The sequence below is a fragment of the Flavobacterium pisciphilum genome (assembly GCF_020905345.1).
Lineage (GTDB): Bacteria > Bacteroidota > Bacteroidia > Flavobacteriales > Flavobacteriaceae > Flavobacterium > Flavobacterium pisciphilum.
On the sequence record NZ_JAJJMO010000001.1, the window covers coordinates 5001982 to 5016561 of the forward strand.

The following is a 14580-nucleotide window of genomic DNA, read 5'->3' on the forward strand; positions in this document are numbered from 1 at the left end:
TTAGAATCCATTTGGCTTTTATTTTTTGTCGAATTAAGGATTCATTCGCTTCTTCGCGAATTGAGTTTGCAGCAAATTCCGAGTAATTTTTTATAGACTTTATAATCAAGATATTTTCAGAGCATTAGAATGTATGTCTGATGGTTTGTTAGTATAGCTTTATTTGATAATCTCTGTTTTATATGAGATTATTGATTGGTATCGCTTATTTATCATATTGGAATTTATTTATCACTTTATTAATCTCTCAGGAATATGAAAACTTTTTTCTTAACAATAAAAAATGTGACTTTTTTGCAAAGTTATTTGTGGTTGTTTTTGATATTGATTCCCTTTTCGAGTTCATTTTCACAAACTTTTTGTAGACCAGTTTCACAAACTAATAATACAGGAGGCCTTTTGTGTATTGGGATGAGTGTTACAACTCCAAATGATGCATTTGATGCGAGCATGAGTACTTACGCTTCATTAACAAATGCAGTTGGTTTGGCTTGTTTTGCACAAGAGACATTAACATTTAATCAGACAGCAAAAGCTGGTGATCAAATTGTTATTTATTTTGGAACTGGAAGTGGGCTATTGCAAGCTGGTTTATTAGCTAATGCAACAATCCAAGCTAAACTTTCAGGAGCAGATGTAGATAGTCCTGTGCCATTAAATAATGGATTATTAAATCTTCAATTGTTGCCAGGTAATCAAGTTGCAGTAATTAAATACACATTGCCCGGTGATGCAAATCAGATAAAAATTCAAACCGGAGGGCTTTTAAGTTTATTAGTAAATTTAAGGATATACGATGTCCGTTTACAATTTGCACAGCCTACAATTGTGGGAGGTGCTTCGCAATCTGTATGTTTTGGACAATCAATAGCTCTTTCAGCATCAGCTGCTCCAGGAACAACATTAGCATGGTACGATTCTCCAACTTCAACTACGGTTCTTTCAGCTACAGGTAACTTTACAACACCTGCTTTAACAACTACAACTACTTATTATGTTAGTGTTTCTAGAAATGTTGGATGTGAAAGTAACGAGCGTGTTCCTGTAACAGTAAATGTTATAAATCCAGTATTGCCGACTATTAATACTACAGGTACTGCGATTTGTTCTACTGGTCCAACACAGGCTACCACATTGTCAGTCATAAATCCAGTACCGGGAACAACATATTCATGGTATAGTGCTGCTACTGGCGGTGTCGCTTTGGCTACTGGAGATACATATACACCAACTGTACCAACAGGTGTAACTAATTTTTATGTAGATGCAACAATTGGTGCATGTACAACACCAACGCGAACTCCTGTTAGTGTTACTTCAACCCCAGTTCCTAGTTTAGCAACGGTATTAACCCCAAGTGTATCGATTCAATCAGGACAAAATGCAACCTTAAGCGCTTCAATTTCTGAAGCAAATGTTGTATTAGATTGGTATGATGTACCTACAGGTGGAACTAAATTATTGGCTAATTCTAATACTTTTACGACACCAATATTATTGGCTACCAAAACATTTTATGTTGAATCCCGTAACACTATTGGTGGATGTTTAAGTGCAACTAGAGTGCCTATAACGGTAACAGTTTTACCAGCTTCGCTTGGAACTTGTTTAGAGGCGAATAGTCAACAAACAACTCAAAATGGGCTTTGTCTGTTGTGTTCGGTTACTAATTCAAATAATTCGGTAGATGGAAATAGTGGTACAGCTTCAACATTAACTGTACCAATTGGTTTGGTTAATGGATGGATTCAACAAACATTGCAGTTCAATAATGCAGGTAATGCAGGTGATGTTATTCAAGTTGACTTAGAAATCCCGACTGGAATTCTAGATGTAAGCTTATTGAGTTATATTTCATTGGCTAGTTATAACGGAGCTACTTTTAATAATGATCGAGTAGCAGTTAATAATCCTCTTTTAAATATTCAGTTATTAACTGGAAATCGCTTTATAGCAAGTTTTGCAGCTGGCGCTTCTTTTGATCGTGTTGAAGTTAGATTGGGAGGTTTGGCTACATTATTATCAAGTGTTAATATTTATGGGGCATCTTATAAATTTAAAGCGAGAACGATAACTGGTAGCACAACCATTTGTAGTGGACAAACAGCTACATTGACATCTGATGCTGCTGTTGGTGAAACAATTAAATGGTATGATGCTTTAACAGGAGGTAATCTATTGAGTAGTACTGCTGCTTTTACTACACCTGCTTTAACCATAAATACTACATATTATGTTGAAGTTACTCGTAATGGTTGCGTAAATAGTGAAAGATTTCCTGTACTTGTTACAGTAAATAATCCAGTGGCTCCAGCAGCAATTGATGCTGTTCCTCTGAATTTATGTAGTGGACAAACGAGTACAATAACGATCCAGTCACCAGTTGTTGGTACCACTTATAGATGGTATGATGCAGTTACTGGTGGGAATTTATTATTTACAGGTACAGCTTATAGTACACCAAGTTTGACTACTACAACTACCTATTATGTTGAAGCAGGAATTGGAAGCTGTTTAAGTGCAATCCGCACAGCAGTTACTGTTAATGTGAGTCCACTGCCATCAGCGCCTGTCCCAGTATCTTCTACTATTACTATTCAGTCTGGTCAAAATGTAACTTTAGCCGTTACAGCTAATCCTGGATTTTCTTATGATTGGTACGATGCTCCAACGGGAGGAACCCTTTTAGCCCCAAATACTAGTACTTATACTCCTAGTCCAGCTTTAACGGTAAGTAAGACGTTTTATGTTAGTGCCAGAGATCTAGTTTCAGATTGTATCAGTAGTTCAAGAGCTGTAATTAATGTAACGATAAGCAATTCAATTGCGACATGTTTATTAGCAAATTCACAAGTTACTTCTAGAGGTGGACTAGACGGATGTCTAACATGTAGTTCTACTAATAATTCAGCTTCTGTTGATGGTAACAATACAACTGCTGCAAACATTTCAATACCAATTGGTTTATTAAATGATTATATACAACAAATGTTGACCTTTCCAACAACAGGACAAGCAGGTGATATTATAGATGTTGAATTAGGAATTCCTGTTGGACTTCTTGATATAAGCGCTCTTTCCTATATTAGTTTGCAAAGTTTTAATTTGGGTGTTGGAAATGGTGATCAAGCAAATATCAATTCACTTTTAAATGTTCAGATATTAACAGGGAATCGTTTTAAAGCAAGTTTTGTGGCTGCAGGGCCATTTACGAGCGTTCAGATTCGATTAAGTGGATTGGCTACATTATTAACAAGTTTAGATATTTATGAAGCTTCATATAGATTTTCAACTCCTACAATAACAGGAGCCGCGTCTCCTATTTGTGCAGGGCAAGGAACTACATTAACAGCATCATCAATTGGTACTGAAACTTTCAGCTGGTTTGATGTTCCTAGTGGAGGTGTTGCCTTAGCTACTAATACAAATGTTTATGCAACTGGACCATTAGCTGCAACCAAAATATTTTATTTGCAGTCAAGTCGTGGAGGTTGTGATAACAGTAATCGTGAAGCAGTAACTGTAACTGTTTTGCCTATTCCAACAGATGCTGATATTACAATTACTAGTCCTCAGATAGCTTCTTGTGTAGGAGGAGTTGTATTAGCACCGACATCAGCTTTAGCAGGGGCACAATTTAAATATTATACAGATCAGAATAAGACACAAGAAATTTCAACAGGAACTATAGTTGTAGCACAGCCAGGAGTAAGTTTTGTTAAAGATCCAGCAACTGGAGCACTTACTATCAGCGGACTTAATAATGTGGATGCACCTTATAATTATTATATATCAGTTCTTAATGGAGGTACTTGTGAGAATATAAACGGTACATTGAAAGCTGTTGTTGTAAATTATCCAGCAGAATCAGTTTTAGATGTTACACCTACTTTAGCTGGTTGTGCTAAAGTTAGTTTGAAAGATGCAATTATAAATTTTGACGCAACAGGAAATACTACCTATACTTTCTTTCAAGGAGTAACTCCAATTACGGAACAAGCTGCTGCAAATATTACTGTAGGAGGTTCTTATTGGATTCAAGCTCAAACAGTGGGTGTTGATTGTCCATCTGTAAAGAAAGAAGTTATTGTTACAATTAATCCTTTACCAACATTAACTGCTGTAACAAGTTCAGTTGTTGTTAATAAAGGAAATTCAGTAGCATTATCGGCAACATCTAATGGGACAGTAACTTGGTATGATCCGCAAGGAAATGCAATACCATCAAATAATACAGGCGCTCTTAATACAGTAGGAATTTTTACTTATACAGTAATTGCTAGTAATGGAACTTGTACTGTGACTCAGGCTATAACAATTAGTGTGATTGATCCAGTAAGTTGTGATCCATTATTAGAAAGAGAATATGCAACTAGTCAGACTTGGTCCTCAATTATTACTGGAACAGTAACAAATGGAGCAAATGCGGCGGATGGTAACCCAAGTACATTTTCTACAATAACTACAGGTTTAGGACTTTTAGGGATTGGTACTACATGGCAAAATATACAATGGCCTACAACTATAACCAAAGGAACTCCAGTGACAGTGAAATTAGGTTTAGAAAATAGCTTGGTTGCAGTAGGACAAAGTATTTCAGTAATAGGAACTAAACGTGATGGATCTAACAATCCGATTGATATTGGAACTTTACAATCTGTATCAGGATCATTATTAAATTTACTATCTGGTCAGAATTCATTCGAATATACTTTTGTCCCTTCGGATGTTGCTGGTCCTAAAGATTATGATGGTATTCGAGTTCAATTAGGATCTATTTTAAGTCTCGCACAAAATGTAAATGTTTATGATGCTTATTATAAAAAACAAGTAACTCAAATAACTTGTGGACAAGGTGATATTCAAGACGTTTTTACAGGAGTAAAAGATTTAGGAATTGGAGCATTAACAGCTACTGTAGGTGTTTCGAATCCATGGAACATAGCCGATGGAGATATTGCAACTTATGCTACAATGTTTAGCGGAGCCGGAGTGCTTGCTGCTGCTGAATTAAAAGCAGTTTTTAGAACTCCATCTATGGTTGGTGATAGTTTAAGGATTACAATTTCAAAACCAGGAACAATTTTAAATCTTAATTTACTTACTGGATTTACTATTCAACTTTATTCTGGTGATATTGCTGTTGGAGGTCCTATTCAAAATACAAGTAGTTTGTTGACTTTAAAATTGCTTTCTGGAGATACAATGGCAATGACTATTGTTGCTCCACAAACTCAGCCATATGATAGAGTTACAATTACTTTTGGCGGTGTTGCAAGTGTGTTAGACCAACTTAGAGTTCATAATATTGATCGTGTAACAAATACCAAAGTTATTGGCGGTGATCTCAATAATAAAATCACGGTTTGTCCCGGAACGGATATTACTTTAGAAGTTCCTCCAAAACCCTGCGCTGATTATGCTTGGTATGATTCCCCAACTGGTGGAAATCTATTAGTCAATGGTCAAACATATACACTCCCAGCTACTTTGGCTGCAGGTATTTATAAATATTATATTCAACCAATTCGTTACGGTTGCCCAGCTTTAACAAGAGGAGAAGTAACCGTAGAAGTTAGAGCAACTACACCTGCAAGTGCAATTGCAAGTGTAACAATAAATACGGGAAGCGATACAACAATTTGTGCTGAAGATGGTACAGTAACATTAGACGCAGTTTTAAATACTGCTCCAGTACTTACAAATCCAGTATATTATTGGTATAGTTTTGATGGTACAACAAGTCAATTGATTCCGGGGCAGTCTACTTCGAAATTAGTTATTACAGGATTAGTTCCTGGAACATATACTTATTATGTTGGAGTTAGTTCGGATGAATATTGTGAAACGTTATCTACAGATAGAAAACAAGTTACATTTACAATTTTACCAACGTCACTTCCAACAGATATTACGGTTGATAATGCTTCTATTTGTCATGACACAGATGCGACATTAACACCAACAAGTACCCTAACGAATCCTGTATTCTTTTGGTATTTAGACATCAATAAAACACAACCTATTATAAATGGGGCTGTAATCGGTGGAGTTACATATACAATTAGTGGTGCGGGAGTTTTAACCGCTTCTGGACTAACAACTGCCATGAGCCCAATTTCTTATTATGTTGCTGTATCAAGTGATAATACTTGTCAGAACAAAAATGGAGAACTTAAAACTGTAACAGTAACGGTAACCGATCCAGCTACACCAACTACAACAGATACGACACAAGATTTCTGTCTAGTAAATGCACCGAAAGTGTCCAACTTACAGGTGAACGAAGCAGGAGTAGTTTGGTATACATCTGAAACCGGAGGAATAGCTTTAGATCCAACCACAGCGTTAGTAAGTGGATTGTATTATGGAGCGATCCGTGATGGAGTAACAGGCTGTGAGAGCTCAGTGAGATTATTGGTGACAGTAACGGTAACCGATCCAGCTACACCAACTACAACAGATACAACACAAGATTTCTGTCTAGTAAATGCACCGAAAGTATCTAATCTACAAGTGAATGAAACTGGCGTAGTTTGGTTTACTACTGAAACAGGAGGAACAGCTTTAGATCCAACCACAGCTTTAGTAAGTGGATTGTATTATGGAGCAATTTTAGATCCAGTAACAGGATGTACAAGTTCAGTGAGATTACTAGTAACAGTAACGGTAACTGATCCAGCTACACCAACTACAACTGATACGACGCAAGATTTCTGTCTAGTAAACGCACCAAAAGTATCGAACCTACAGGTAAATGAAACTGGCGTAGTTTGGTTTACTACTGAAACAGGAGGAACAGCTTTAGATCCAACTACAGCTTTAGTAAGTGGATTGTATTATGGAGCAATTTTAGATCCAGTAACAGGATGTACAAGTTCAGTGAGATTACTAGTAACAGTAACGGTAACTGATCCAGCTACACCAACTACAACTGATACCACCCAAGATTTCTGTCTAGTAAATGCGCCAAAAGTATCGAACCTACAGGTAAATGAAACAGGAGTAGTTTGGTATACAACTGAGACAGGAGGAACAGCTTTAGATCCAACCACAGCGTTAGTAAGTGGATTGTATTATGGAGCAATTTTAGATCCAGTAACAGGATGTACAAGTTCAGTGAGGTTATTGGTAACAGTAACGGTAACTGATCCAGCTACACCAACAACAACTGATACGACCCAAGATTTCTGTCTAGTAAACGCACCAAAAGTATCGAACCTACAGGTAAATGAAACAGGAGTAGTTTGGTTTACTACTGAAACTGGCGGAACAGCTTTAGATCCAACCACAGCTTTAGCAAGTGGATTGTATTATGGAGCAATTTTAGATCCAGTAACAGGATGTACAAGTTCAGTGAGATTACTGGTAACAGTGACAGTAACTGATCCAGCTACACCAACTACAACAGATACAACACAAGATTTTTGTCTAGTAAACGCACCAAAAGTATCGAACCTACAGGTAAATGAAACTGGCGTAGTTTGGTTTACTACTGAAACAGGAGGAACAGCTTTAGATCCAACTACAGCTTTAGTAAGTGGATTGTATTATGGAGCAATTTTAGATCCAGTAACAGGATGTACAAGTTCAGTGAGATTACTAGTAACAGTAACAGTAACAGATCCAGCTACACCAACAACAACTGATACGACCCAAGATTTCTGTCTAGCAAATGCGCCAAAAGTATCGAATCTACAGGTAAATGAAATAGGAGTAGTTTGGTATACTTCTGAAACTGGAGGAATAGCTTTAGATCCAACCACAGCGTTAACAAATGGATTATATTATGGTGCTATCCGTGATGAGGTTACAGGTTGTGAGAGTTCAGTTCGATTACTAGTAACTGTAACGGTAACTGATCCAGCCACACCAACTACAACAGATACAACACAAGATTTCTGTCTAGTAAATGCACCGAAAGTATCGAACCTACAGGTGAATGAAACTGGGGTAGTTTGGTATACTTCTGAAACCGGAGGAACAGCTTTAGATCCAACGACAGCGTTAGTAAGTGGATTGTATTATGGAGCAATTTTAGATCCAGTAACAGGATGTACAAGTTCAGTTCGATTATTGGTAACAGTAACGGTAACAGATCCAGCTACACCAACTACAACTGATACGACTCAAGATTTTTGTTTGATAAATGCACCGAAAGTATCAAACTTACAGGTGAACGAGTCAGGAGTGGTTTGGTTTACAACTGAAACAGGAGGAACAGCTTTAGATCCAACTACAGCATTAGCAAGTGGATTGTATTATGGAGCAATTTTAGATCCAGTAACAGGATGTACAAGTTCAGTTCGATTACTAGTAACAGTAACAGTGACCGATCCAGCTACACCGACTACAACAGACACAACACAAGATTTCTGTCTAGTAAACGCACCGAAGGTATCGAATCTACAAGTGAACGAAGCAGGTGTGGTTTGGTATACTTCTGAAACCGGAGGAATAGCTTTAGATCCGACTACAGCGTTAACAAATGGATTGTATTATGGTGCTATCCGTGATGAGGTTACAGGTTGTGAGAGTTCAGTGAGATTACTGGTAACAGTAACGGTAACAGATCCAGCTACACCAACTACAACTGATACGACGCAAGATTTCTGTCTAGCAAATGCACCGAAGGTATCCAACTTACAGGTAAATGAAACTGGGGTAGTTTGGTTTACAACCGAAACCGGAGGAACAGCTTTAGATCCAACGACAGCGTTAGTAAGTGGATTGTATTATGGAGCAATTTTAGATCCAGTAACAGGATGTACAAGTTCAGTGAGATTACTAGTAACAGTAACGGTAACTGATCCAGCTACACCAACTACAACAGATACAACACAAGATTTCTGTCTAGTAAACGCACCGAAAGTATCCAACTTACAGGTGAATGAAACGGGAGTGGTTTGGTTTACAACCGAAACCGGAGGAACAGCTTTAGATCCAACTACAGCATTAGCAAGTGGATTGTATTATGGAGCTATCTTAGACCCAGTAACAGGATGTACAAGTTCAGTGAGATTACTAGTAACAGTAACAGTAACAGATCCAGCTACACCAACTACAACAGATACAACACAAGATTTCTGTCTAGTAAACGCACCAAAAGTATCAAACTTACAGGTGAACGAGCTAGGCGTAGTTTGGTATACTTCTGAAACCGGAGGAATAGCTTTAGATCCGACTACAGCGTTAACAAATGGATTGTATTATGGAGCGATTCGTGATGAGGTTACAGGTTGCGAGAGTTCAGTGAGATTACTAGTAACAGTAACAGTAACCGATCCAGCTACGCCAACTACAACAGATACGACACAAGATTTCTGTCTAGCAAATGCACCGAAAGTATCGAACTTACAAGTGAACGAAGCAGGAGTAGTTTGGTATACTTCTGAAACCGGAGGAATAGCATTAGATCCAACGACAGCTTTAACAAATGGATTGTATTATGGAGCTATTCGTGATGCAGTAACAGGCTGTGAGAGTTCTACAAGATTATTAGTGACAGTAACGGTAACTGATCCAGCTACACCAACAACAACTGATACGACGCAAGATTTCTGTCTAATAAATGCACCGAAAGTATCGAATTTACAGGCGAACGAGTCAGGCGTAGTTTGGTATACTTCTGAAACCGGAGGAACAGCTTTAGATCCAACTACAGCTTTAGCAAGTGGATTGTATTATGGAGCTATCTTAGATCCAGTAACAGGATGTACAAGTTCAGTTAGATTGCTGGTAACAGTAACGGTAACAGATCCAGCTACACCAACGACAACTGATACGACACAAGATTTCTGTTTGGCAAATGCACCGAAGGTATCGAATCTACAAGTGAATGAAACAGGCGTAGTTTGGTATACTTCTGAAACCGGAGGAACAGCATTAGATCCAACGACAGCTTTAGCAAGCGGATCATATTATGCAGCTATCCGTGATGAGGTTACAGGTTGTGAGAGTTCAGTGAGATTACTGGTAACAGTAACAGTAGCCAATCCAACCACACCAACTACAACTGATACGACGCAAGATTTCTGTCTAGTAAATACACCAAAAGTATCAAACTTACAAGGGAACGAAGCAGGAGTGGTTTGGTATACTTCTGAAACTGGTGGAACAGCTTTAGATCCGACTACAGCGTTAGCAAGCGGATTGTATTATGGAGCTATTCGTGATGCAGTAACAGGATGTGAGAGTTCTACAAGATTATTAGTGACTGTAACAGTAACAGATCCGGCAACGCCAATTATAGATAATACGGATCAGAAATTCTGTTTGATAAATACGTCAACAGTTGCAAGTATAAATGTAAGTCCTGCTAGTGCTGCTAATATCGTTTGGTACGATGCTTTAAGTGGAGGAAACTTGATTCCATCAGGAGCTACATTAATTAGTGGAAATTATTATGCAGCTACGAAAGATCCAATAACAAATTGTGAAAGCTCAGTTCGATTATTGGTAAAAGTGACTGTTAATGATGGAGCAATCCCTACAACATTAAAGGCAGCACAAGATTTCTGTTTATCAGCTCTACCAAAAATTTCAGATATACAAGTGAATGAAACGGGTGTTATCTGGTATAATGTAGAAACTGGAGGAGTAGCGTTAATACCAAGTACATTACTTGTTACGGGAACATATTATGGAGCTTTAGTAAATTTAGTTACAGGCTGTGAAAGTAAATTTAGATTGGCTGTACCAGTTAGTTTTAGAGGAGGTGAGCCAGCTACAATAACTGAAAGTAAAGTTGCTCCTTGTGTTTTTGATGAAATCACATATACAACTTTAAGTGGAATGTCTAATTATAATTGGACAATCACTGGAGGAGGAACTGTAACTGGAGGAGGAACTAGTACAGATAATTTTGTAAAAGTTATTTGGCCAGCAATCGGACCAGCAAGTGTAAATGTTTCATATTCTAATCAATGTAATGAAACGAAAACTAAATTACTTGCTTTGGTTGTTCAGACTTGCTCAGACATAACAATGACAAATACTGTAGATAATCCAACTCCAAATATTAATGAAAATGTGACTTTTACTGTAACAGTAAATAACACTGGATCAGGAAACTTTATAGATGTAATAGTTAGCGATCTTTTACCTTCAGGATATAGTTTTGTTAGTGCACAAACGAGTACCGGAGTATATAATAGTACAACAGGAGTATGGAGTATTCCAGTGCTAAATACAAATACAAGTGCAACACTAACAATTGTAGCTCAGGTATTACCAACTGGCAATTATTTAAATGTAGCTTCAGTTATTATTTCAAATCCAATAGATTCAGATACTTCAAATAATCATGCTGAAGCATCTGTAAGTCCAGTATGTTTGATAGTTTATAATGAATTTACTCCTAATAATGATGGTGCAAATGATGTTTTCAAAATAGATTGTATTGAAAATTATCCAAACAATAGTTTAAATGTTTATAACAGATATGGAGCATTAGTTTATAAACAAAGCCATTATAATAATGATTGGGACGGAATAGCAAATGTTTCGGGAGCAATTAATAAAGGAGATAAATTACCAGCGGGCACATATTATTATGTTCTAGACATTGGTGCAGATGGAGTAGTTAAAACAGGTTGGTTATCTATTATTAGATAACCTCCTGTAACCATAAATCATCAAATTAAATTAACTGACTAAATAGTTGTAATATGAAACTAAGTGTAAAATTTATAGAGACCTATCTTTTAATATTTTGCGGGTTTGCATCATTCCTTGCAAATGCACAACAAGACCCGCAATATACGCAGTATATGTATAACACAATGGTTATTAATCCAGCTTATGCAGGTTCTACAGGCTATCTAGAGGCAGTATTGTTGCATCGATCCCAATGGGTTGGAATAGACGGCGCACCGCAAACACAATCACTTTCAGTGCATGCGCCATTGAGAAATGAAAAAATAGGTTTAGGCTTAAGTGTGGTTAATGATAAATTAGGACCATCAAATGAGCTATACTTAGATGGTAATTTTTCATATTCTTTGCCTTTGGGTTATGAAAAAAGATTAGCATTTGGATTAAGAGCAGGAATGCGAATGATGAATATAGATTGGTCTAAAGGACGATACTATGATGCTAATGACGCTTTATTAAATAGTAATGTCAATAATGTAGTTAAACCTTCAATAGGAGCAGGAGTATATTATTATACTGATAGATGGTATGTTGGAGCATCTGTTCCTAGCTTTATAAGAAGCGATTATTACAATGATATACAAGAATCGTTAGATTATGATAGGTTGCATTATTTTTTCATGGGAGGTTATGTATTTGATTTGAGTCCAAGTTTAAAATTCAAGCCAGCTGTCTTAGCTAAAGTAGTTAGTGGAGCACCAATTTCAGTAGATCTTTCAGCTAATTTTATGCTTCAAGAAAAAGTGGTATTAGGAGCTTCTTATCGATTTGATGACTCAGTTAGTGCATTGGCAGGATTTCAAATATCACCAAGCTTTTACATCGGATATTCATATGATTATTCAGTAACCAAATTGAATAAATACAATGATGGTTCTCATGAATTCATCTTGCGTTACCAATTTCATAAAGACCCAAGAAAAATTAAATCTCCGAGATTCTTTTAAAAATTCGACTTATGAAAAAATACTATATACTTAGTCTGCTATTCAGCTTCGTATCTGTTTTAGCGCAAACAAATTTAAAAAAAGCAGATGCTTTATTTAGAAACTATTCTTATGTAGATGCTGCAAAAGCATACGAGGAATGTTTAGAAAAAATAAAAAAGCCATCGGTTCAAACTTTAAAAAATGCAGCTGACTCTTATTATTTTATTTCAGATAATCGAAATGCTTTAAAATGGTATCAAAAGCTGTATGAAATACAAGGAGATAATTTGCCTGATATTTATTATCTAAGGTACATTCAGTCCATGAAAGGAGTAATGGATTATGGTAATGCAGATAAAATTACCAAAGAATATTTAAATAAAAAAGGAGACCAAAAGGAAGTCGATAGATACATTTTTCAAAAGAAACTATTAGATAGTTTATCAAAAGCTAAATCGCTTTATACTATACAAAATATTGCTATTAATAGCAATAAATCTGATTTTGGAGCAGCTTTTTATAAAGACAAGATAGTATTTACATCAGCAAGAGATACAACCAATTTTGATAAAAAATTATACAATTGGAACAAACAGCCATTTTTAAGTTTATATGTTGCAGAAAGAAGTGCTGTTGATGGTAATTTGTTTGATGAAATAATTTTTGTGCCTAATATAATGACTAAATACCATGAGGCTACAGTAACATTTAGTTCGGATTGGCAAACAATGTATTATACAACAAATATTCTTAAGAAGAACAAATTGGTGGTAGATGAATCTAAAACTAATAATTTTCAAATTATAAAAGGAACGATAGAGGATAATAAATTGGTTAAAACTGAAACAGTATTTTTTGATAGCGATAAATATTCAGTAGGACATCCATACCTAAGTGATGATGGTAAATTACTGTTTTTTGCATCAGATATGCCAGGAGGATATGGAGAAACTGATTTGTATGTGGTACAAATTGCCAGTGATGGTACGATGAGTTCACCACAAAATTTAGGGCCAACAATTAATACAATTGGTAATGAAGTATTTCCTTTTTATAGAAAAGGGATGCTTTATTTTTCTTCAGACGGACATTATGGGTTAGGGGATTTAGATATCTATGAGAGTAAACTTTCTGAAGGGTTTAAATTTTCAGTACCAAGAAATTTAGGAGCACCAATAAATAGTAATAAGGATGATTTCTCATATATAATCGACTCAAAAGAAAATTATGGTTATATATCATCAAATCGTGCTCAAGGAAAAGGGGATGATGATATTTATTATTTTATCAAAGGAAGACCAATTTGTAATCAGTTAGTTTCAGGAAAAGCAATAAATACCAAAACAAAAGCAGGAATAAGTGATACATTTATTATAGCTTATGATGTATATGATGCGGTTATTACCGAAACTAAAACAGATGCAGATGGGAATTATAAATTGGAAGTACCTTGTAGTAAGAGGGTAAAAATAACGGCTAACAAACCAAATTATAGTGGAGATGAAAAATATGTAGAAACTACAAAAGACAATAATGGCGAGATAAAAGATGTTAATTTCTATCTTAGTAATTACGATGATTTGGTAGTTAAAAAAGATGGTGTAGAAAAAGTTGATATCAACCCTATTTTCTTTGATTATGACAAGTTTAATATTAATCCACAAGCAGCAATTGAGCTAGATAAAGTTGTATTTGTAATGCAAAAATTCCCTAAGATTAAGATTAAAATTGAATCACATACAGATTCTAGAGGTAAAGATGCCTATAATTTAAAATTATCAGATGAGAGAGCCAAGTCAACACAAGATTATATTCTTTCAAAAGGTATTGATGCTTCAAGAATTGTAAGTGCTATTGGTTATGGAGAAAAAAGATTAGTGAATAAATGTAGTAATGGAGTGAAATGTACTGAAAAAGAGCATTTTGCTAACAGACGTTCAGACTTTATTGTAACGGAAAAATAAATCTTAAATTATTTTGTGAAAACCACTTTTAA

The 14580-nt window shown here is 36.0% G+C and carries 3 protein-coding genes; all 3 read left to right on the forward strand.

Going from position 1 to position 14580, the window contains the following annotated elements; all coding sequences use genetic code 11:
• The first annotated feature begins 255 nt into the window (after positions 1 to 255).
• The 3 genes from LNQ49_RS21340 to LNQ49_RS21350 are packed head-to-tail and all read left to right on the forward strand — an operon-like array spanning position 256 to position 14548.
• Positions 256 to 11616 carry an Ig-like domain-containing protein gene (locus tag LNQ49_RS21340; protein ID WP_229990962.1) on the forward strand — a complete coding sequence of 3787 codons (11361 nt, stop codon included), beginning with the start codon at positions 256 to 258 and terminating at the stop codon, positions 11614 to 11616.
• A 53-nt stretch (positions 11617 to 11669) separates the two neighbouring features.
• Positions 11670 to 12602, forward strand: a complete 933-nt coding sequence (locus LNQ49_RS21345; RefSeq protein ID WP_229990963.1) for a PorP/SprF family type IX secretion system membrane protein — start codon at positions 11670 to 11672, stop codon at positions 12600 to 12602.
• Positions 12603 to 12613: 11 nt separating this feature from the next.
• Positions 12614 to 14548, forward strand: coding sequence for an OmpA family protein (locus LNQ49_RS21350; protein ID WP_229990964.1), 1935 nt, complete (start codon positions 12614 to 12616; stop codon positions 14546 to 14548).
• Positions 14549 to 14580 lie beyond the last annotated feature (32 nt).

Excerpts from the sequence above, each read along its gene's own strand:
- LNQ49_RS21340 (WP_229990962.1), top strand. The coding sequence starts at position 256 with ATGAAAACTTTTTTCTTAACAATAAAAAATGTGACTTTTTTGCAAAGT.
- LNQ49_RS21345 (WP_229990963.1), top strand. The coding sequence starts at position 11,670 with ATGAAACTAAGTGTAAAATTTATAGAGACCTATCTTTTAATATTTTGC.
- LNQ49_RS21350 (WP_229990964.1), top strand. The coding sequence starts at position 12,614 with ATGAAAAAATACTATATACTTAGTCTGCTATTCAGCTTCGTATCTGTT.